Source organism: Ekhidna sp., from assembly GCF_039960695.1.
Taxonomy (GTDB): Bacteria; Bacteroidota; Bacteroidia; order Cytophagales; family Cyclobacteriaceae; genus Ekhidna.
This window is the reverse complement of record NZ_JBDVKP010000004.1, coordinates 169,032-191,885: the sequence shown is the minus strand read 5'-3', so window position 1 is coordinate 191,885 and position 22,854 is coordinate 169,032. Positions and strand designations below refer to the sequence as shown.

The window sequence follows — 22,854 nt, the reverse complement described above, 5'->3', positions numbered from 1 at the left end:
TTTTGAATATGAAAGCCTTTTGAATGTCTTTTAAACAACCATTGTATTTGATTAATCAAATAATTAAAAATCGTTTTAGTAAAAGCTGATGAATCTATGGATCTTCGGTTAATTTGAACAAGGCACAACTTGAATAATTTTAGTCACCACGTGAGAAGTCGCACTGCATTTATCTGAGAAGGTTCCCTCAACCTCTATGTCAAAAGGAGCGGACTGATAGTTAAAGGCTTCATCTGGAATGGTGCCAGAATTGGTATTGCTAAACACTTGCCAATTTCCATAATAGTCTTTGTAGCGTAGCATCGCATGAGAATAGCCCCCGTCGGTGCATATCGCTCCATCATTATCATATCCAACACGGACGTAAATGGATGGGTTGTCACCGCCATCGTCATCAATAGGAACTACTTGAGCTGCATACATGTCATCATTGCTACTGCAATCCTGAACCTGATTGGGCGCAAAAAGTTTAACTGTTGCTATTGAATTGTAAATCGTGATTGATTGAGTTCTACTTACTTCTTTTCCCACGTCAGGATTGAAGCGTGTTACAGTCACATCATATGTGCCGGCCTGAGAAAAGCGATGATAGACATTTTGCCCTATTGTTGACTGAGTTGGTTCTGGGCCTTCACCAGGAAAAGGTTTGGTAGGACACTCTTCTTCAATGCCTCCATCCCCAAAATCCCAGGTATACTCTGAAGCTCCAAAAGTTTCGATATCTGTCGATGAGAAACGTAGCGGATTACATGTTTGATTGTATCCTGCACTTGTTCTGAAATTGGTGTAAAAGCTACTCGATTGGGATTGGTTCCTATAGTTGTATCGGTAGCGCTCCATTATATTTCCTTCATTGTCTTTTACTAAGTACAGCCTATTGAGATTGTCATACGTATAGTTGGTGATCTTATTATTCTCATCTTTCACCTGAGTGATTCCCACAAGTGGCTCATACTGATAAGTAGTCTTCATCTGAGTACTCCCACTGCTATTCGAGGTAATACTACTTAGCAATGAGTTGTAATGTGTCCAGGCCATTTTTGTTTCCACACCTGTTCGATCCGAAGAACGCAATGGCCGACCTTTTGAATTATAGTCTAAAAATGTCGTTTGAACTTTATACCTGCTGTCAGTCAAGAAAAGTGTCTGATTGCTATTTAAATGCGATTCAGAGAATGACGACATGGATATTGGGGCGTCTAAAACAAGTGCTTTCTTTTCTTTAAGGTAGACCTCTGAAGTGCTGCTGTTAGAATCGAATCGGGTACCTCTCTGAAATGTGCTTATCTGACCACCAACAACGGACCAATTATCGGTTGAACTCAGTCTTCTCCGTTTAATAATTTCTATGGGCGTAAACGCATAACCATGGTCTCTCAAATCCCAGAGGCCTTCGGCATCCAATGCTGCGATAGTAGGTATTTGATCCCCCTCTTCAAAATAATCAAAAACATATTTGGTGGATACGCTATCCTGGCTTCCGTCTTCATAAGTAGTGATAACGCCACGCGTGTACTCAGGGTGTTCAGGGACATAGTCGAATGCGGCTGTCTTGGTAGTAAAGGTACTTGCATCCCTATCTCCTGCTAGAGTTTCGATGGTTTCTCTTACTCTATAAACGGCCGAATTGTAACTATAGAATGCTGCCTCGTAGGCTGGAAAACCACCACCTAGCAGACTACGATATCCATAGAAACCTGGTTTCATGCCGTAAAGAAGGTTATTGTCAGTAAGCTCGTATTCATAGTCAACAACCATAAATGGAGTACTTTCACCTTCTTTAAATGATGAAACTTTATCAATTTTACCCCTCATCCAATCGTTATCTTCAGGTGCAAACGGATATTGATTATTGCCTGACTGATTCCCTAGGTTGTACTCTAAAATAGATGCCCTTTTATTGGGGATATCCAAAGGAGTAATAAATTCGTATGAGGTTTTTCCTTTATTATCCTGATAAACTGAAACCTTACCAAATCCAACATAGCTACCACTAGTTGTGAATGAACTTGTTATAGGATGCGAGGAGAATGTATAACTTCTGTGAATTTCATCTTGGAAATAATCACTTGATTTTAAGGAATATCCGAATGAGACACTATTAGGAGCTCTTCCGTCCTCAAATTTATAATGAGTCATTACAGGATTTGAAACATCATTGGGGCTATAGGTAACTTTAGAAACTTTGGCACCACTTACAGTATATAGGCTGCCTCCATATGCTGCCTTTTCAAGGTCGTAGGTAAAACTTGTAAAACCTCCTAAACTATAATCAATCCTTGTAAGTAAGCCTGCTTGCACCCTTCCTGAATGAACACTCCGGATACCCCCCAAACGTGCACAATCATTATTTTCACATTCCCACTTTTCGACAACATCATCAACAGTAGTTGATAGATTGGTTTTTATCTGATCCCATAAAAACAAACTGCTATTAATTGTTGAGTTATCTATAATGTTTTTGTATGAAGGTCGAGGGACTAAAGTGTTTCTTGTATTATTATTATAGTATCCCCACTTATCTTGGTCAGCCGAAAATCTCCTTGGAAGCTTGGTTTGATTGTAACTCAAGATTGTTGGTGGTAATTCATTTCCATTCCTTTTTTCAACAATTCGATCTAGCCTTAGTCTAAAATGTTCTGAATCAATAAGTTTTAACACGTGGTTTTCTGTCACTTCATCATCAAACGTTTTCATCAATCCATAAACAAGGTCATCCTCAATGTAAAACATCGGTTCGCCCTCATGAAAACCTTCAAGAATTGTATATAGCTCACCTTCCGATTGTATATACGATTGATCAAAATCATATGAAACTATTTCATCGCTTCCTTGATTGATTCTAATTTTTCCTAGCCTTGAACTGCCTACTAAATCTTTTCTTGAACCATAGGAATCGAAATTAGCTACTGACCCGGTTGAAGTACTTATTGATTTAAGTCTCTTAGACTTAAGAATCATGTATTGATAGCTTCGTGTATGGGTTGAAAGTTCAGGAAATATTTTACGCTGCGCAGATATCACGTATTCTTCTGGTGAAATACCAACTACAAAATTGTTCGTACCATCATTTACAACAATGCGTGGAATATTTGGCATTCTCACACTTGCTGATTTATTCTGAAAGTATGTTACTTCACCTTCATCCTGATATTCAAAGTCAATTTGATCATTCTGAGACTCTATTTTTTTCAAATGCCAGGTAGATGTGAATTCTGGATACTTCCATTGGTTTCGGTTATCATTATTATATATCCATTCATTAGCTCTATTGAATTTCCAATTCATGAAAGGAACAGGAGTATACAAGGGAATTAAATATCCATTGTCATTTAAATAATCAAGAAAAGGATAATCATATAAAGTTGAATTACTGTAGGTATACATTTGACTTATTTCAACTTCATCCAATAAATCCGGATCCGAACTTCCAAATGTATATGTAATACCCTCTGGAGTTTGTACTGTAAATTCAATTATTTGATCTTTTCCATTCACCGTACCAGTTGTTTTATCAATGGTCAATTCTTGGGAAGGAACTATATGAACATCACCACTTTGGGAGAAAACAAATTTCCCGCTATACTTTCCAAAGTTGAAATAAAATTCATCGGGTTCCGTATCCCATCCTTCGGTTTTAGTAACCTGATTTGTAACATCTCCACCTAATGCTGAATTTTCAATAATATTTTTTCTCGAAGCTAGTGAGAAGCGAGATTTGAAATCATCTGGACTTAAAATGGTGACAGCCTTATTCTCAATTTTTCGTGATTTCACTTTTAACCATCCGTACCCATTAAAAGTATTTGTAGAACCGGGTGTTGGTGATGCGTTTATAGATCCTTGGAATTCATCCGGTAGTCCCTTCATGACTCTGGTAATCAATCCGCCAGCAGCTAAGCTCCATCCCATCCCAATCTCAGATGAGATATTATCAACTTTATTACTCGAGCTATTATAACTGATGGATATAGGCACACTCAAGTCTATACTTTCTAGATTAAACAAAGGAATATTGTAATTCAGATCACCCGTGTACAGATTAACCATATCACTACCAATCGATACTTTCCCTAAAGAAGATGGTGACGGTAAAGCCACTACTGTTTGAGAAGTCCCACTTTCACCTGGTGTGGCGCTTGCTGAACTAGTGCTGGATGTTCTAGCAGATGTTGTTTCCTCTTGCTGAGCAGCCTGCTCTGCTGCAAGCAATCCTTGGCGTAAGGAGTCGATCGCTTGAAAAATTTCAACCTTCGCTGATTCACTTATGAGTGTAGGATCGAATTCATATGAACCGAGCATTTCCTGATAAGCTTGTCTAAACTTTACCATGCCTTCAGATAAACTATCAGGATTTATCAAAAGATCTACAGAATTAATAAAGTCATATGTGATTGTGTCTTGCTGGTCTAATTCCTGTGCTTGAATGCAAAAACCATTAATTATGGTACATATGCTGATTACTGTCTTGATGAATTTCATTTCTATTTTATTAATTCCTTTGTAATGCGTTGATATCTTGTGTTATAGCATTTGTTCGATTACCATGATATTCTAAATACCAAATCGTTAAAATCAAGATCAGGGTATCCATCATTACAATAATAAGTACGCGTTGAGCTATCTATTTTTACTTCCATAGCTGCTCCATTATGCCATGCTTGTGTAACTCCATCCCCAACATCCCATACGTTATATATAACAATTAACCCATCTACTGATTTTATTTCAACACTCCCTTCTTTAGGGGCTGTGTCTTCCCACAATACAATAGCGTTTTTAATTTCTTCTTGTTCATCTATAGAAAAGCTTCCTTTTGTTTTAATCACAAAACCTTGTTTCCATTTACTATCAATCTCCAAAAAATTGAATTTCAAAGACATTTTTTTTTGAGGCATCTTAAATTTATCTAAGCTTATGAGCTTTCTTCCATTAACCTCAATTGGACCACCTTTGGCATCAATGAATAATTGTTCTATGTTAATTTTTTCCATTTAACTAATTTCCTGTATGTCTAAACGGATCTTGCGCTGCATGTTCATCCGGCCAAACTTCTTCAAAATCAAACAGTCCACCGTCTCTTTGAGGAGGTTTATGATCTAACTCCATACTTTCCATTTTTCCTGTTTCTGGGTTATACCTTTGGGGAGCCAATCCTTTTTTCATTCTTGATAAATTAGTATCACTAAATTCACCGCTCTGGGCATTATTGGCACGGTTTTTCCAATGTCTTTGCCTTACTGTACTCCACGATGGCACATTGCCTTTGTTCGTCAAATTATTAATTGGATCGCCAACTTTCCAACCTTTTGTTCGATTTGCCATTGTCATGGATGGAGTACCTCTTCGTGGAACAGATGTCCTCATCGTCCTTGCTAAAACAATAGAAACAATTAGATCTTTTGCGGCATCAGACATTATTTCCTGGTCGGTCACATATTCGTTACTATAAACTGCAGCAAGTGGGTTCTTGGCAAAAGATTCAAATTGATCAAGATTATTTCCAGATCCGCAACCAGCACAATAAGGATCACCCCCACTACCCGCGACGGAAAATGTATAAGATAGATTTGGCCCTAAAACTTCTACAGAAATAATATCCGGCTCCATGGAATTAGGTATCAACCAGTAGTCTACTGTTTTATATAACTCCAATTGAGGGTTAGCCGAATTGAAGTCAATCATAAAGTATTTAGCCTCTTTGCCCTCCAATTCTACATGGGCTGTAACCATGTTTTCAGAAAAGTTATAAGGAGACTGATAGCTATATTGTTCAGCTAAAGGGTCTACATTAAAGAACCTACCAAGTTCAGGCTGATGGTTTCTCCATTTAAATTGAACCCAGCCGGTCTTTTGGTCGTGTTCCTGCCCTTGAAATTTGTAGCGCATTTTTTCAGAAGCTGTCCGGGTGAACTCATTGAACTGCAGACCAAATGGATAATAATCCGAAGCAAAAAGCACATTCACTTTGTCTTGATGTATGATGAAGTCATCAAAATGTATACCTACTGCCTCGAAGTTCTCGTTGCTGAGATAGCCGAGTATATATCCATCTTTTTCGATTTCGAACTCTGGTATTGTCACTGTTTCCTGATTACCTGAGCCAAATGCTGCTGTAGATATTTGTTTGAAGCCCGCATATTCAAACTTCATGTCCTTATCAAAAAAGATGAAATTCAAGAATGCACGAGGAGCTTCATTTACTGCGTCCTTTCCGGTCATACCTGATGATAGTAATGCATCGTCAAAGGCACCTGAAGTAGCTCCTGATACTCCACCTGATTCTGCACCACTTCCGTAGCCTGCATCAAAAGTTCCGAATAATGCATCATATGCCGTACGAGCCAATGAATTTCCATCAGGTTCTGTTAAGTAATTTGCATTTACACTCAGTGAAACTTTATCTCCCTTGTTTACACTCACAAGTCCCAAGGCGCCTGTTTGCATACTTTCCAAAAGTCCCACCTGATTGCCACCAGGTGTGGTGTTGGCTGCTTCATTTGTTTGCCTGTGAAGGTCTATGAAAAGGCCGTTTTCATTCTCAAACGTTTCCTTCATTTCATAAATCTCAGGCGTGGTACTGAAGGTTAAACGGGTATTGCCCAAATGATCTTTTAAGTAGTATTGATAATTTGGATCATCATCACTGGTAAATGTGATTCGTCCTTCGCTGTGCTTGATGAATTTCAGATCATCATTTTCGTAATAGAACGAACCTAAATATTCCTTCTTTTTTGAAAGGCTTCCTCCTTCATAAACTTCTTGCCTCAATTTTTCTCCATTTGCATTGTAGGCAAAGAGCAAATAATCACCATTTTCAAAATCTACTCGCTCTGGAAGGTTTAAGAAATTATAAGAGATCGTGGCAATCTGCTTGTTGCGATCCTTGGTTTGATTCCCATTATCATCATACAGGTAATCCCAATCACTTTCAGAGCCAACATGTTTATTATCAAACCCTTCGGCTCCTTTGGTATCTTCCACATACTTGAGCTGATTGCCTTTATATCTGTACGTCAGCTCATCAATTATCGCGGCTGAAGAACCGTATCTGGTCAGGTTACTAATATTGCCATTTTTATCATATAGGATATTTTTCAAACTATAGTCATTAATAGCAGCACCTCCGCTAAAATGACTGGCATCTTTAATACGTTTCAAACCATCATATGCATAAGCATATGATCTTGTGTCAGAATCATTGAAACTGCTCCATCGCATCGCAGAAATATTGCCATCGAACAGTGTGTTTTGCCCAGTTAGACCAGCATTCGTATTGTAATGGATATCCAGACCAAATAAATCATTTTCACCATCCGAAAGGTTAGAATCATTTATCCCGGTCAGCCAACCTCTGATGTTGTACTTATAATCTATGGATTGAGCAAAGTCATCTTCGGAAGAATCATAATGCAAATTTTTACCCACAATTTGCCCTAATCCATTGTATTCATTTAAAGCAATTTGTACTTCTTCGTTATCGTCTAATTTATGATAAACAGCTAGTAATTTTCCTGTTTGATCGTATGCTAGTCGCCTATAAATATTTACAACAGATCCACTTGAGGCTTTCTTATGTGTGATTCGAGATGCTAGTATTTTATTTCCATAGTCAAGGAGGTGGCTTATCCTGTTAAATCCACCATTCTCATTGGCTGTAGTACTTTGGATGAGTCTTGCCTTATGGTCATAAAAATTGGATTCTTTCAACCATTCATCTGTAGACAGATTTTTTGTCTTGGAACCAGTTATCATCCCTTTCACTCGGTTATCTCTACTCGAAGGATAGGTGTATGAATGACCTCCATGAGATGCTTCTATACCTGCGTTCTTAAAATCGAACATTCCTGTCCATTCACTTTGAGCCAAATAACTATAGTTATCATAATAAGTGACTGTGAGGACTTTCGTGGAAGAATTAATTGCAGGATATGAGGCATTATTATAACCTTCTACACCTGTACCATTGTATGTATCAAACCGTGCGTATGATACGCCACCTCCTAAATTTGACCTCAATTGTGCAACGTCGATTGAGCTGGTGAGAAGCCCTGTCATGATTGGCCTGTTGAGCTCGTCATATTTAGTAAATAACCATTTATCGTCTTTCCGCAGGTTAGGATCTTGTGTGAGCACTAATCGATCCCATTTATCATAAACCAGATAGTGCCAGTCTTTCTGTCCTGGCAGTCGCTTTTCAATTACCCGACCATATTCATCATACTTATACAGGAATCCATACTTATTTACTTCTGTATTCGTGGTACTGGCTACCGTCGCAATCTCAGGGGGTAGAACCACTCTCAACCTATCTAGTAAATCGTACGCATAGTAAGTGGTAAACCATTCTCCTTCATTCCATACTCTCTCGGCAATTTTTCTACCTCTCATATCAATCAGCACTTGTGATTTTACTCCCTCTTCATCTATCACCTCTTCTATGTTTAGCGTTTTGGCAGCATGAACACCATCTCGTTCTGGGTATCCACCACTTTTCAGTCTCCATTTTGGAAGTACCTCATTGCCAGTTGCATTATACAAAAGGTGTTTAACTTCCATTTTGGCATCAGCAGTTTTCCATCCTTTGCCAGCACCAATGGTTTCTTTAGGTCTGTTTAAAGGAGATGGTTCTGTAATTGTCTCGCTAAAAAATCTTTCGTCAACTGCTACGTTATCTGTACCTCCATAAAAATCCTGTAGATCGCTAATTGGATTGCTTTGAAATTCTCCCGGAAGTTGTGCAGACTTGGCATACGGCAAATACGAAATCGTATTTTCTCCAGTATTCTCATCATAATAAATGTATTGAATCAAGTCCTCTTGATCTTCTACTGCCTCTACAGAAACATTCATTACTTCCCTTCCTAGTCCATCCAGGTATGAATAGTTTGTTAATTTTTGATAGTTATTAGCTTTTGACAAGGTCAGCTCGGATGACATTGGGATACTGGCTATCTCCGTTCTTACAAAATTCTGATCTAGTGAAGGAGGCAGGTTGCAATTTTCCAAAAAGTTTAAAATCACAACGTTAGAGAAGATATCACCATTACATGGTTGATCGTATTTAACTCGGTATTTATCATCCTCAAGCACCTTCACATTCAAAGCGCTTTGAATTTTACCAACATTTGTCCACTTGTTGTCTCGGTATACCTGGAGATAGGTTTTATTGGTGTTGATGATGCTCTCCGGGCTGAAGGTAAATCTTACTTGTCCTCCCGGACAAACCTTATCAGCTGGCGCAGATAATGGACCTGTACTTGTTGCCAGATCGTGTAATTCAATTGTTAGCTGATTTGAGCTTTTCCAAGTACTTCCAGCAGAACGTACGCGTCTTCTAAACTTCGTATTAGCTGTTAACTGTAGACTTGGATCATAGTTTTGATATTGAGAGCCTCTCACTAGTTGTACCCATTGTGCTCCATTATAATATTGCCATTGATATTCATAGCTATTATTTCCTCCAGAAGCTGCAGTACCATTAATTAAATTAGGTGAGTTATTCTCACACACCTTGCTTGAATAAGTTATTGTCCCTGCATTTAAAATCGGATAAACTGAAATAGTAATCGGACCGGTATAGACTGTCTGACCATCTGAGGTCACTTCCCTCCTGAAGGTGGAATTAAAATATATTGGGCGTGAGCTTAGAGAAGCGTCATTTCCATTTTCTAGTATATCTGTGTATCCATCTTCGAGTGGTTGAGGATCTCCTTCCTTTATTAAAGGAGTGAAAATCTGCCATTGATAACTGTATGAACCTGTACCTCCTTGAGGATCAGTGGCATTAATAATTGGAGAGGAGCATCCATGACATATTGTTACAGCATCTGTCGTTATCTCACCTGAGATGAGACGAACACGTACTTTTACGGTATTTGAAGAAAGTTCTATTCCACAATCATTTCTCACCAACCTTTTAAAATATGTAGACGTAGTGAGCGGATCTTGTGGGATAAAGTTAACGCCTGTCTCCCCGCTGATATCTGTAAAAACAGATCCAATTTTTTGCTGCCATTGGTAGGTGAAAGTTTCATTTGAAGCCACTGAAGTTCCCGTAATTGTTGTTGGAATCTGACCAACATTAATCGTTCCTCCAGCGTAGCTGATTATGCCAGCATCTGACAAATCCACAAGATTCACTGTCACTGCATTCGAGTACTTTGTTGTGCCCGCTGATGTTACGGACCTGCGATACTGGGTATTAAAACTTTGATTATCAGGATTTAATGAAAGTCCTGCTTCACCTGTGATGTCTTCCCACCCTGTCCATGCATAGATAATTTCAGGATTAACAGGACCGGTCGGTTCTCCCTCTTCAACAGGTTCTTCCAACTCTTTGATAGTAGCTGGACGATATTCTCGTTTTTGCCACTTATAATCGTAATCTCCATTACCTCCTGTAGCAATAGAGGTATTTGATATGTCTGTTGGATCTCCGCCTGGGCAAATAATTTGATCACCTGCAATAGATCCTGGCTTTAGGTTTACAATGATCGTTTTCCAATTGGAATAATAGTTTTTACTACACGATCTGACTCTTCTTCTGAAAACAGTATTCTTATCTAAAGCCTGTGGCTGATAGTCTCGTGAGGTGACACTTGAACCCAGGTTACTCGGAATGTGGGAAAATGAGCTCTCCGTTCCACGCTTCCATTGCCATCTATAAGCAATTCCATCGCCACCGGTTGCTGTGGTGCCGGTAATTTTAGCTGGCTGACTGCCTGGATTAATCGCGCCACCACTGTAACTGATGGACCCTTTTTTGACTATAGCGGTTACGGTATACGTTTTACTTGCAGTGTAAGCAGTCTGAGTGCCGGAGGTAACTTTTCTTCGATACGTTCGATTCAGGTTTAATAGCGGAGGATCAAACGTAAGATTCGTCTCTCCAGTAATATCTGTCCAACCTTCTTCTGCACTTGGACCATCAATTGGTCCTTCTTCTATCAGCACTAAATCTGAAAACATTTGCCATTGATACTGATAACTGCCAACGCCTCCATTTGCTCCTGAGTTACTTGCTATTACAGCAGGATCTGTATCTCTACAGATTGTCTCACTTCCTGATGCAATCGAACCCGGAGTTAGATTCACTGTAATCTTTATCGCGTTTGATGCTGCAGTGCTTCCGCAGTTGGTTGTCGCTATTCGCTTGAATGTAGTTGTTCGGGTAAGTGATCCTGATTGATAGTTTTGATTCGTTGCTCCAGTTATATTGGTGTATCCTCCGGTGGTCTTCTTTTGCCATTGATAGCTGATTGAAGAGCCTCCGGTAGCTACTGTTCCTGTCAGCTGATTTGGAGTGCCTCCTGGATTTACATTTCCACCTGAATAGGAAATGGTTCCCGGATCTGCGGAAGCGTAGATGTTCTTCGTGATTACATTGCTGTATTTAGTCGATCCATTCGAAGTGACCTTACGCCTATATTGTGTCTTAAATGTTTGTACCCCTGGATTGTAAGATGTTCCCGATGCCACTTCACTCCAGCCGGTCCAAGCGTATTCTGTACCACTTGATATAGGCTCTTCCCCGATAGGAGTTGGTTCCGATGGCAATGTGAGTGGTTTATATTCTCGTCTTTGCCATCTGTATGAATAACTGCCGTTTCCACCACTAGCAAGCGCAGTGCTGGATATGTTAGAAGGATCTCCTCCTGAGCAAATTGTTTGACTGCCAGAGATGGATCCTGGTTTGAGGTTTACACTTATCGTCACCTGATTGGTGTAATAGTTTTTACCACAAGAGTTAACTCTTCTTCTGAAAACAGTATTCTTATCTAAAGCCTGTGGCTGATAGTCTCGTGAGGTGACACTTGAACCAAGGTTTGTTGGAATATTGGTGAATGAGCTCTCTGTTCCACGCTTCCATTGCCATCTATAAGCAATTCCATCGCCACCGGTTGCTGTGGTGCCGGTAATTTTAGCTGGCTGACTGCCTGGGTTAATCGCGCCACCACTGTAACTGATGGACCCTTTATTTACGGCCGCCGCAATGGAATAGCTAACGGAATTACTATATGCAACAGCTGACCCAGAAGTAACTTTTCTTCGATAAATTCTTGATGTAGTCAGTACCGGTGGGTTATAAGAAGAAGATGTAGCTCCACTTACATTTAACCAGCTTAGCGAAGGTCCAGATTCAGATTCAGGTACCAAGCCACCTTCATTCATCATTTGCCATTGATAGCTATAAGAGCCACTTCCTCCGGTCGGACTTTGACTATTATTGATTATGCCAGGGTCTCCTCCACTGCAAAAAGTGGTTGAAGTTGAAGCTGATACTCCCCCACCTGTAAGCGGTGCACTTACATTTACATATTTAGTGGCCAAATAAGATTTTCTATTGACAATTGCAGTAACTCTAACATATTTGGATCCTGTAGAGGTCCATTTTACCGATACTGCAGTTTTACTTTGAGATATAATTTGTCCACCAGAAACAGTATAAGTAGATGAACCATGCAATCCGGACGAAACGCTTACTGAATAACTATAAGTGCCATTCAAATTCACATTAGTCGCACCAACTAAGTTAACCGAAACCGTTCCGCAACTAACGCAATCGTCATCCGGTAATTCATCTACAGGTAAAAGAGGTACTTGTCCGTATGTATTAATGGAAATTAGCAATGCTAAAAGCACTACTATCTTGGTGGTGAGTATCTTCATTTAACGATTAGGTTACAGTGGCAAGTATATTTCTATTCATTTCGATATGAAAGAATTATCCATAATTTCTAGACAACTGCATTAGCTATAAACTAAATATTCAATTGTTCCAGAAGACTATTTCTAAACAAAATATTTTTCTACCGTCACAAAGGTTATCGTTTATCCATACAGATAAAAAAGAAATCACATCCAATGAATGAAGGATGGCTTTTTCTGGACGAAATGATCGTTTCGTTGAACGAAGCAATTAGGATCAGGTCATATATCATTATTTTTTAGAGTAATCTAAATTTTTGTTTTGTGTAAACTAATTTATAATTTTGCATAGTCGCAAGAGAAAAGAATATGAAAATATGAATCTGAATCAAACCATCTCACTACTTACCACCATGCTTCTATTGTTTGGTTGTGAAAAAATCATTCCAGTCGCTCCTGCAGAGAATGAACTGCTCGATGGGCCAACTGAGGGTTTGACTCAATCACAGCAAGCACAATTTCTTGCCGGGGATGTTGCGTTCAATGACGAAGTTTTTTCAAAAGAAACTGGGCTGGGCCCGTTATTTGTAGCCACTTCGTGTGGTAGCTGCCACGCTGGAGATGGTAAAGGTCATCCCTTTACGACGTTGACTCGATTTGGTCAGACACTTCCAAATACACCTCCAGACCTCACGATTGGTGGCCCTCAACTTCAGCAACGGGCAGTACCGGGGTTTGAGCCGGAAAGAATTCCTGAAGGTACACCTTCAATGAATTTTACTCCCCCAGCCGTTACAGGACTCGGATTTCTGGAAGCATTAACAGATGAACAGATCCTGGCTAATTCAGATCCAAACGATACAGATGGCGACGGTATTTCTGGGGTTCCCAATTACATCACTCCCCCATCCTATTTTAATCCACGAGCTGATCATCAACCTGTAGCCGGTCAATACATCGGCCGCTTTGGTAAAAAGGGCGCAGCTATTGATTTGCTTCAACAAACGGTAGGTGCTTACAATCAAGACATGGGCGTAACGTCCACATTTGAGCCGGTTGATACCCACTCAGGCTTTTCAACTGATCCTGAAGTAAGCGATCAAACAGTTAGAGATGTTGTTTTTTATCTTCAAACATTAAAAGCTCCACTGCCAAGAGATGAGAATGATCCTTCGGTAATTTCAGGCAAAGCTTTGTTTAGTAATATAGATTGTTCTGCATGCCACATTCCAACATTTACAACGCCTCAAAACCCTAATGCAGCATTATCCAATAAGACGATTTATCCTTACACTGACTTACTTCTGCATGACATGGGACCTGGTTTAGATGATGGTGTGACAGAAGGTTCGGCCGAAACATTTGAATGGCGTACACCACCTCTCTGGGGACTGGGGCTATCTCCGAATTCCCAAGGAGGTGAATTTTTCCTGATGCATGATGGACGAGCTAAGAGTATAGAGGAAGCCATTTTATTGCATGGTGGAGAAGCGCAAGCAAGCAGAGATGCATATAGCGCGATGAGCGAAACAGAAAAGGAGGACCTAATTGCTTTTTTAAAATCACTCTGAAATGAAAAGAACAGAATTTATACGGGTATGCGGGACAGGTTGTCTGGGCATGATGGCCGGAAGCATGCTGCTTTCTTCGTGTGCTGGCACCAAGTACGTTACTGCGCCTATCAAAGATTCTTTCTTAGAATTAGATGTCTCTGCCTTTAACGATGGTGATTCGGTTCGTAAGTATGTGATCGTACAGAACGATCAGTTACAATATCCGATAAGCGTATTTCGAGAAAACGCTACTCAATATACCGCATTATATATGCGATGTACCCATCAGGGAACTGAATTGCAGGTATTTGGAGATAGGCTCCAATGTCCTGCACATGGCAGTGAATTCACCAAAACAGGAAATGTACAGAATGGACCAGCAGACGCCAACCTTCGCTCATTTCCTGTGACTTCAGCAAACAACATACTCAAAATAGACCTTTCGTGAAATCATTTATTGAAAACATAAAACACCCTTACAGCCCCTTTAAGTTGATATTTCTAGTAATGGCACTCTCTGCTACTGCACAAGTTGATAGTACATTGCTTAAGCGAGTTCCTCAAGACACCTTAAAGCAAGGGGCGATGAATATGGATGCCGTATACAACCGTCCATTTCTTCAGGTTGGAAAACTGCCTGTGTCAGTAGGTGGCTACATAGAAGCGGATTATCAGTACATCGGCGAAGATGGAGTTACCGATGGACACTCTTTCAGAGTGCCACGTATGACTATTTTTATTGCATCATCTATTCATCCAAAAATCAAATTCCTTTCTGAAATAGAGCTGGAAGAAGGTGGAGAAGAAGTAGCCATTGAGTTTGCAGCCCTGGATTTCAATTTTCACCCGCTCCTCAATCTCCGTGGTGGAGTGATCATGAATCCCATTGGTGCGTTCAATCAGAATCACGATGGTCCAAAATGGGAGTTCGTTGACCGTCCAATTTCTGCGACACAGATGTTGCCAGCCACATGGAGCAATGTTGGATTTGGGCTATATGGTAAAAACTATTCAGGAGATTGGGCTTTTGGCTATGAAGCATATTTAACCAATGGGTTCAATGATGCCATTATCAATAATGGTGAAAACCGCACCTTTCTACCTGCATCTAAAGCAAACAAAGAACGGTTTGAAGAAAGTAGTAACGGTGAACCACTACTAACAGGGAAAGTTGCCGTGCGTCATAGTTTAGTTGGCGAAATTGGGTTTTCCTACATGGGTGGGATATACAATACCTACCAGGAAGATGGGTTAGAACTGGATGAAAAAAGAAGACTAGATGTTTATGCCATTGATATTAACTCGTCGCTACCCTGGACCAATACGAATATAGTAGGCGAGTTTGCCTGGATTTCTATTGATGTTCCCGAGACCTTTAGCCAGCAATTTGGTAATCGTCAGAAAGGTGGCTTTGTGGATGTTATACAGCCAATAATTAAAGGGAACATCTTCGACTTTAAAGAAGCTACTTTGAATGTAGCGTGCAGGTTGGAATATGTAGACTGGAATGTGGGAAACTTCAATGAAACAGGAGGGAATATTTCTGATGACATTTGGGCAATCGTTCCAGCCATCAGTTTACGACCAACGGCTCAAACTGTGATCCGAATCAACTACCGCATGATGCAACAGCAAGACATCTTAGGCAACCCACCTGCAAAAATTGGCGGAATACAGTTTGGAATTTCGAGCTACTTCTAAAATCCTATCGCGGCACCAAAACCTATGAAGGAATCCGGTGAAACATCAGACAATCCAATTCCAGCGGAGATATCAAATTGAACCCTATCGGAGATGAGATAGATCAGGCCGGTATTGAATCGGTGATCTGAAACACCCTCTTGCAAAAACCCGTATGGCTCAGCAAAAACGGTCCATCCTGGAGAAAATGAATAACCCAAAACCATTGAGTAGATCGTAACCTTATTGTCTTCTGGAAAGGCCATACCGATATTATAACCCAGCGAAAGGAAATCAGACAATGAATTTGAAAAATTCAATCTCACTTCCGGGATAGCCTCATCGGGTCGGAAAGCTTCATTTCCATTTGATAGGGTAACCTGCCCTATAATACTTGCCTGTGGTACAGCACCCTGTTCACTTATCAAGTGAATTTTGGTTCCCAAAGTGATCGGAGACAATCCATCTACCTTTGTGTCAGTAAGCTCATTCTTTACCTGCTGGATGTTTTGAGTGATCCTTAATTCAACGCCATTCAATAAACCTACACGAGCCAATACATTAGCAAATGTCACATTTGAAAAATCGCCGGCCTTCTCGTAAATAAATCCATATTCTATGAGAGCGCTACCTTTTGGCACAACTGTAGATCCGGCTGATTGCGTGGGCCGATCCGTAGCGATTGGATCTGAATCTTGAGCAAATGTTGAGACGGCAACACATAGTGCCGATAAGGCGAGCATCTTTTTCATCATACAAAGCTACGTTCTCGAGATCGCTCTTACAATCATTACGATTACAGCTCCCAAAAATATCAGGATCGATATTTTATTGATGGTGTGCATAGCCTTTAAGTTGAAACTTTTGGGACGATTAGGGTCTTTCTTTCTGAAGAAATACGTCAGCACTTCACTGAAATCAAAATAATTGACTTTCTCTTTATCTGGATTTTGTTGTTCTGACATATTATTCATTCAACTCACAAAGTTAGAAAAGTGTTCATTAAAAAATTAAATGCAATTTAGTTGCATAAACTATATTTGCCCTATGTCTCAGGAAAACATTAAAGGTATCTTAAAAACACACCAACTTCGAATTACTGATTGTCGAATGGATGTGATGCAATTCTTTTTAGATGAGAAAAGTGCACTATCTCAAAGTGACCTTGAAAATCAGCTTACCACATATGACAGGGTTACCCTATACCGAACACTTAATAGCTTCCTGGACTCAGGAATTCTACACAGAATACCCAATGAAACCGGCATAGCGACTTATGGGCTTTGTCACGATACGTGCTCTCCTGACCAACATGAACATAATCATGTGCATTTCAAATGCAACAAATGTGGACAAATTGAATGCCTAGAAGAAAAAGTAGCTCATCATGTGACTGTTCCATCCGGGTACAAAGTAGATGGAATCAACATGATTGTGGACGGAATTTGTGGTAAGTGTGCCCTGATATGATGAGATATTTCCTTTTTGTTTCGCTATTGGTCACATCTATGTCAGGATTTTCTCAGGACACTCCCTGTGATCGTTCAATCAAAGGGCAGGTGATTGATATAGATACCAATGAGCCGCTTCCTTTCGCTACCGTTAAAATTGTAGGAACCTCTCTTGGTGCTGTATCAAATGAGGAAGGCTCTTTCTTGATTACTGGAATTTGTGAAGATGAGGTGGATCTGGAAATTCGGTTTGTTGGGTATAAAACACTCACCCACCATCACGACTTTCATCACAATACTCCTATCATTTATATGGCGGCCGATGAAACTTTGCTGGAAAGTGTGGTGGTAGAACAAGAACTAAACGCTCATGAGTTGAAGACACTGGAGCCAATAAATATAAAGGTGGATCAGTTGGCGTCTCTGGGAACCAGTGCCGGAGATTTGTTTTCTCAAAGTGCGGGAGTTTCAACCTTAAAAACTGGACAGAATATCGTAAAACCGGTAGTCCATGGTCTACATTCCAACCGAGTACTCATAATCAACAATGGCGTACGTCACTCCTATCAATCCTGGGGAGCGGAACATGGTGTAGAAATCGATGCTTCTCAAATTGATCGAATTCAGCTTATCAAAGGGGCATCAACGGTTCGCTATGGATCTGACGCATTGGGTGGAGTGATTTTAGTGAATGCTCCTGAGTCTTCATTTAATACTAAACTCAATGGTGAGGCCAACGTAGGTTTTCAATCCAATGGCCGTTCACTATCCGGAGAAATCAGTCTTAACCAAGGTTTTGAAAGAGCAGCGTGGATTGCTACGGCCTCTGCAACCAAACAAGGAGATCTAAATGCGCCAGATTACCAATTGACAAATACTGGAAAAGAGGAAATAAGTCTTACTGCTGGGGCAAAATTTCATTTTCCAATTGTTGATCTAAAGGTATATGTAAGCCATTTTGAACAAACGCTGGGCATACTCAGAGGGTCGGTAAGTGATAACTTAGCCGGTCTTGCGGAAGCTATACGCTCTCCTATTCCGTCGAATACTAAATCTTTCTCTTACGAGATTAATAATCCCAGGCAAGAAACAATCCACGACTTGTTAAAGCTTGAATCGGCACTTTTTCTTGGTGAGCAACAGTTTGATTTTCAATATGCGCTGCAGCGCAATCAGCGCAAAGAATTTGACGTGCGTAGAGGGACCAACAATGAACGACCAGCTATAAACCTCAATCTCATGACCCATACAATCGATATTGACTGGGATCATCCAAGCAAAGGCCTCTTAGCAGGTACGTTAGGTGCCCAATTTATCAATCAAAACAACGACAATCGGCCAGGCACGAATACCATCCCATTTGTGCCAAACTACAATACCAATACGCTCGGATTATTTGCCATTGAATCTCTTGAAAAAGAAAGTCTCACCTATGAGGCTGGTATTCGTTTTGACCTGATGAATATGAACGTACGCGGCAGAGATTCCAATAATGACATATATAGAGACAACCTAAACTATCAAAATTTCACATTCACGCTAGGGTTGCTGAAGGAATGGCCAAATTTCAGCATTCGTACCAATATTGGCACTGCCTGGCGAGCTCCAAACATCAATGAGCTGTACAGTTTTGGAAAACATCAATCGGTTTTTGAATTTGGCTTGTGGCGATATGAGCTTTTCCCTTCAAATGACAGCATTTCGACGCAAAATGTGTTGACGAATGATGATCGAGAAGTGGAGAGTGAAAGAGGCTTGAAATGGATCGGAACTATCAACTATCACAGCAATGACTGGAAAGTTGAATTCACTCCGTATGTAAACTGGATTAACAACTACTTCTTTCTTCGACCATACGGAATTACTGAAACTGTAAGAGGCACATTCCCCTATTTCATCCATGATCAGACAGATGCGATCTATACCGGACTGGATTTGAATATCCAAAAAATGTGGAATGAATCGTTTAGCGCAGATTTTAAACTAGCCTATGTCTACGCCAAAGATCGGGGCAATGATCAACGATTCGTTGGTATTCCCCCACTAAACATTCAGCTCAGTTTGGAAAAAAGAATCGGCAATTTTGTTTTCGAATTTTATCCAGAATTTGAGGCATCACAGTCGCTTACTCCTTCCGTCATCGCTCCTGAAAATTTTGAATCCAATGCGGACCTTCCTTTTGATCGTTCAGGAACATTTGACTTTGTGGATTCACCTGATGCATTTCTACTGATGAATGCCTCAATCAAATACACAAAAAAGAATCTTTCCATCAAATTGTCAGGTGAAAACCTCTTGAACTCACGCTATCGCAGATACACGGATAACATTCGCTACTATGCCGACGACTTAGGCACCAATGTAGGTTTAGCTGCAAGCTATGTTTTTTAGTTTTTACAACATTGTTGCATTTATGTAAATATTTCATATACTTGCAACAGTATTGCAAATAAGAAAAACATATGAAATCATTCAAAAATTATTTATTGATCGGACTAATGACCATGAGCTTTGCCTTTGTTGGGTGTAGTGATGACGATGTGCCAGCTGCAGAAAATGAAGAAGAAATTATCAACAGTGTGACACTAACATTTACACCTGCTGGTGGAGGGTCAGCAATTGTAGCTACTTATTTAGACGCAGATGGTGAAGGAACAGGTAACCCAGTGCTCTCTGATATCGAGCTAAACACGCAAACCACCTATACTCTGAACATAACAATGGCCAACACGTTGGAATCCCCTGCTGAAGACATCACAGTGGAAGTTGAAGAAGAAGGCGATGAACATCAACTATTTTTTGGGTTCAGTAGTGGTGTGTTCTCAGATCCATCCGGAACAGGAAATATTGGATCAACCGGAACAATCAACTACACCGATCAGGATGATAGCGGAAACCCAATTGGACTATCCACAACATGGATTACTACTAATCAAGGTTCAACAGGTGGAGAGTTTAGAGTCTTATTGAAGCATCAACCAGACATTAAATCCGCCACCTCTACTTCTTCCGATGGAGAAACAGATATTGATATTACATGGACCATCAACGTAAGCGAATAATCCTCATTAATATTAGGTTAGAGACAAAAGTTCTGCTTTTAGCAGGACTTTTTTTATTTAAAAACTGACCTTCTTTACTGAAATCGTAATATTCTGATTTCTGCCTCGATCATCGCTGCAGGATATCTTTATTTTCCCCTCCGAAGGGGTAAAGTATATTTCTTCGTTTCTTGAAACTGACTTATAAAAGACATCATTGATATACCAGAAATACCTGGTGGTATTGGATGGCGATTGTGCTTTGAGTTGAATCTGTTTTTCATCATCTGCATCTACGTAGTATTCAAGCCGATCTACCGGAGACACAATTTCTAAACCTTGATCCGGAAAAACACGCTCACAAAACTTGTAATGATCAGGAGCTTTCGTATAGGTTATTTTCTCCGTTTTAAAATAATCTAACAGCTCAGCAGAGTGATTGGAAAATAGCGCTTCTTTATATTCTTCAGCATCCTTTACACAGGTCATGCAGTAGCTTTCTGATGAATCAGGAGCAATAAGCACAGGTTTTAAATGTTGACATAAACTAGGAATCGTCACGCCTTCAATGACTTGATCCACCACGGTATTCGTACAAAAAGTATTTGGTGTTAAGCCTGTTTCGTCACACACCAAAACCCGATCGACACCCGGCGGACGTTCGTACCAGTCATAAGTGGAGACATCAGCAATAACATTGAATACATCAAAGAGAATGGGTGCTGCTACTCCAACACCGGATAGCTCCGGCGCACCTTCCCCTGAAAAATTCCCAGCCCACACTCCTACTGTATATTCTTGATTGTAGCCAATACTCCAGGCATCGCGTCGGCCAAAAGAGGTGCCCGTTTTCCACGCTATTCGCGGACGATTAGGATTGTCTTTCCAGCTGTCCGGTAAATCAGGCCTGGTCACCTCTGTCAATATTTCTGTTAGAATATATGCTGCTTGTTCTGAAACAATAGGGCTTTCACGATTAGTGGAATCCACATTTTTATAGAACTGTAACGGCTGATAATTCCCTGCATTGGCAAAAGCCGAATAGAGACCGGCAAGTTCTTTCAATGAAACTCCGCAACCTCCTAATATTAACGAAAGACCCAGCTTATTTTTCGTACGTTCTATGGTTCTAAACTGTGATCTCACTAATGGTTCTATAAATTTAGAGATGCCGTAATCATTGAGCAATTGCACAGTTGGAACATTAAGCGATTGCCTCAAGGCTTCTTCTGAAGAAATCCATCCATGAAAGGTGTTATCATAGTTTTCAGGCTCATAGCCTCCAAAGCTCATTTGTACATCTGCAATTCTGCGCTTTGGACTCAGGTTGCCTTTATCATAGTGCAAGGCATAGAGCAGTGGCTTGAGTGTGCTTCCGGGGGAACGAATGGCTGAAACACCATCGACCTGACCAGCGCTTTGCTCATCATAAAAATTGGCTGAGCCTACATAGCTAATCACTCTTCGGGTTTTATTTTCAATCACTATAATAGACGTATTCGTAACATTCAGATATTTGAGTCGATTGATGTGCGCAGAAGCTATTTCCTCAATTCGTTTCTGACTTTCATACTCCAGGTAAGTCTTGATAATCTTATTTTTCGTGTTAGCCTTTAATCTTCTGGATAGATGCGGCGCATGATTGGGCAAGTCTCTTCTCTTTGGCTTCAACTCTTCAGTCATGGCCAAATCGATAATGTGTGACTGAAACACATTGGCGACCTGAAACCTCTTCAACCATTTGTCTTTTGCCTGATTGATGGGCGCATGATCATTTTTAATGGAGAGTGAGCTGGGCCGATTGGGAATCGCCACCAAACCTGCTAATTCTGCAAGACTAAGCAACTTTGGATCTTTGCCGAAGTAAATATGAGAAGCAGATTTAATTCCCTCAATATTCCCGCCGTAAGGTAGCAAGTTCAGGTATAAACGTAGAATATCATCCTTGCTGCAATGATACTCCAGTTGAAGTGCGTTGAACATTTCCACGATTTTATTTCCATAGGTTCGCTCCTTTGGATTGAGTAGACGTGACACCTGCATGGTTATAGTGGATGCACCTGACTTCCTTTTCCCACTAGTAATGTTCTGAACAAATGCACGCACGATAGAAATAGGATTTACACCAGGATGCGAATAGAAATATTGATCTTCTTTGAAAAGAATTGCTTTCTTTAATTCTTCGGTGATATCCTCCTGTTCGAGGTAAAGTCTCCACTTATCATCATTAGACAGATAGGCATTCAGTATATCTCCATTGCTATCTATTACTAATGTGGAATAATCCAGTCTCTGATCAAATGGAAACACATAGTCAAGGACCAAAAAGGTCAAAAAGAGTCCTATTGATATTGCCAGCCCAGCAATAATCCTTTTCAGAATCCTTTTCCTTCGATTTTTAAAATATGATGCTATTCTTTGAAAGTTCATCTAACCGTAAAGCGGGTTTGATTTTTTATTATTTAGTTTGCTCACACC

At 40.2% G+C, this 22,854-nt stretch carries 12 protein-coding genes; 6 read left to right on the top strand and 6 right to left on the bottom strand.

Annotated features, from left to right (window positions below):
- Positions 1-108 precede the first annotated feature (108 nt).
- From ABJG98_RS01550 to ABJG98_RS01540, 3 genes are read right to left on the bottom strand one after another with little or no spacing between them, the layout of a single operon-like run.
- Complete coding sequence (locus ABJG98_RS01550) at positions 109-4,482, bottom strand: PKD domain-containing protein (protein WP_348277695.1); 4,374 nt, start codon at positions 4,480-4,482, stop codon at positions 109-111.
- A gap of 59 nt (positions 4,483-4,541) precedes the next feature.
- Positions 4,542-4,994, bottom strand: a complete 453-nt coding sequence (locus tag ABJG98_RS01545) for a hypothetical protein (RefSeq protein ID WP_348277694.1) — start codon at positions 4,992-4,994, stop codon at positions 4,542-4,544.
- A 4-nt stretch (positions 4,995-4,998) separates the two neighbouring features.
- Complete coding sequence (locus tag ABJG98_RS01540) at positions 4,999-12,672, bottom strand: DUF6443 domain-containing protein (protein WP_348277693.1); 7,674 nt, start codon at positions 12,670-12,672, stop codon at positions 4,999-5,001.
- A 356-nt stretch (positions 12,673-13,028) separates the two neighbouring features.
- On the opposite strand from ABJG98_RS01540, the gene ABJG98_RS01535 reads away from it, so the two are divergent.
- The 3 genes from ABJG98_RS01535 to ABJG98_RS01525 are packed head-to-tail and all read left to right on the top strand — an operon-like array spanning position 13,029 to position 15,905.
- A complete protein-coding gene (locus ABJG98_RS01535) occupies positions 13,029-14,222 on the top strand; it encodes a di-heme oxidoredictase family protein (protein ID WP_348277692.1) in 1,194 nt (397 codons plus the stop codon).
- Between the two features lies 1 nt (position 14,223).
- Positions 14,224-14,652, top strand: coding sequence for a Rieske (2Fe-2S) protein (locus tag ABJG98_RS01530; RefSeq protein WP_348277691.1), 429 nt, complete (start codon positions 14,224-14,226; stop codon positions 14,650-14,652).
- Entirely contained in the window at positions 14,649-15,905 is a 1,257-nt protein-coding gene (locus tag ABJG98_RS01525; protein ID WP_348277690.1) for a hypothetical protein, read from the top strand. The genes ABJG98_RS01530 and ABJG98_RS01525 overlap by 4 nt, the downstream gene beginning before the upstream one ends.
- Here the strand turns inward: ABJG98_RS01525 and ABJG98_RS01520 are convergent.
- Together ABJG98_RS01520 and ABJG98_RS01515 are read right to left on the bottom strand one after the other, a co-directional pair.
- Complete coding sequence (locus tag ABJG98_RS01520) at positions 15,902-16,627, bottom strand: transporter (protein ID WP_348277689.1); 726 nt, start codon at positions 16,625-16,627, stop codon at positions 15,902-15,904. The genes ABJG98_RS01525 and ABJG98_RS01520 overlap by 4 nt on opposite strands.
- A gap of 18 nt (positions 16,628-16,645) precedes the next feature.
- Complete coding sequence (locus ABJG98_RS01515; protein WP_348277688.1) at positions 16,646-16,849, bottom strand: DUF6728 family protein; 204 nt, start codon at positions 16,847-16,849, stop codon at positions 16,646-16,648.
- Between the two features lie 82 nt (positions 16,850-16,931).
- Between ABJG98_RS01515 and ABJG98_RS01510 the strand changes: the two genes are divergently transcribed.
- The 3 genes from ABJG98_RS01510 (at position 16,932) to ABJG98_RS01500 (ending at position 20,397) form a co-directional block, all read left to right on the top strand.
- Positions 16,932-17,354 (top strand): transcriptional repressor, encoded by a 423-nt coding sequence (locus ABJG98_RS01510; RefSeq protein WP_348277687.1) that lies wholly within the window; start codon positions 16,932-16,934, stop codon positions 17,352-17,354.
- Positions 17,351-19,726, top strand: coding sequence for a carboxypeptidase-like regulatory domain-containing protein (locus tag ABJG98_RS01505; RefSeq protein WP_348277686.1), 2,376 nt, complete (start codon positions 17,351-17,353; stop codon positions 19,724-19,726). Before ABJG98_RS01510 ends, ABJG98_RS01505 begins: the two co-directional genes overlap by 4 nt.
- Before the next feature lie 71 nt (positions 19,727-19,797).
- The gene (locus tag ABJG98_RS01500; RefSeq protein ID WP_348277685.1) at positions 19,798-20,397 is read left to right on the top strand and encodes a hypothetical protein; all 600 of its coding nucleotides are present in this window, start codon (positions 19,798-19,800) and stop codon (positions 20,395-20,397) included.
- Positions 20,398-20,454: 57 nt separating this feature from the next.
- On the opposite strand, the gene pbpC is transcribed toward ABJG98_RS01500, so the two are convergent.
- The gene (gene pbpC, locus ABJG98_RS01495) at positions 20,455-22,806 is read right to left on the bottom strand and encodes a penicillin-binding protein 1C (RefSeq protein WP_348277684.1); all 2,352 of its coding nucleotides are present in this window, start codon (positions 22,804-22,806) and stop codon (positions 20,455-20,457) included.
- Between the last annotated feature and the right edge of the window lie 48 nt (positions 22,807-22,854).

What these genes read in the sequence shown, in the direction of transcription:
- ABJG98_RS01550 (WP_348277695.1), bottom strand. Translation starts at nt 4,482, where the DNA reads ATGAAATTCATCAAGACAGTAATCAGCATATGTACCATAATTAATGGT.
- ABJG98_RS01545 (WP_348277694.1), bottom strand. Translation starts at nt 4,994, where the DNA reads ATGGAAAAAATTAACATAGAACAATTATTCATTGATGCCAAAGGTGGT.
- ABJG98_RS01540 (WP_348277693.1), bottom strand. Translation starts at nt 12,672, where the DNA reads ATGAAGATACTCACCACCAAGATAGTAGTGCTTTTAGCATTGCTAATT.
- ABJG98_RS01535 (WP_348277692.1), top strand. Translation starts at nt 13,029, where the DNA reads ATGAATCTGAATCAAACCATCTCACTACTTACCACCATGCTTCTATTG.
- ABJG98_RS01530 (WP_348277691.1), top strand. Translation starts at nt 14,224, where the DNA reads ATGAAAAGAACAGAATTTATACGGGTATGCGGGACAGGTTGTCTGGGC.
- ABJG98_RS01520 (WP_348277689.1), bottom strand. Translation starts at nt 16,627, where the DNA reads ATGCTCGCCTTATCGGCACTATGTGTTGCCGTCTCAACATTTGCTCAA.
- ABJG98_RS01515 (WP_348277688.1), bottom strand. Translation starts at nt 16,849, where the DNA reads ATGTCAGAACAACAAAATCCAGATAAAGAGAAAGTCAATTATTTTGAT.
- ABJG98_RS01510 (WP_348277687.1), top strand. Translation starts at nt 16,932, where the DNA reads ATGTCTCAGGAAAACATTAAAGGTATCTTAAAAACACACCAACTTCGA.
- ABJG98_RS01505 (WP_348277686.1), top strand. Translation starts at nt 17,351, where the DNA reads ATGATGAGATATTTCCTTTTTGTTTCGCTATTGGTCACATCTATGTCA.
- ABJG98_RS01500 (WP_348277685.1), top strand. Translation starts at nt 19,798, where the DNA reads ATGAAATCATTCAAAAATTATTTATTGATCGGACTAATGACCATGAGC.
- pbpC (WP_348277684.1), bottom strand. Translation starts at nt 22,806, where the DNA reads ATGAACTTTCAAAGAATAGCATCATATTTTAAAAATCGAAGGAAAAGG.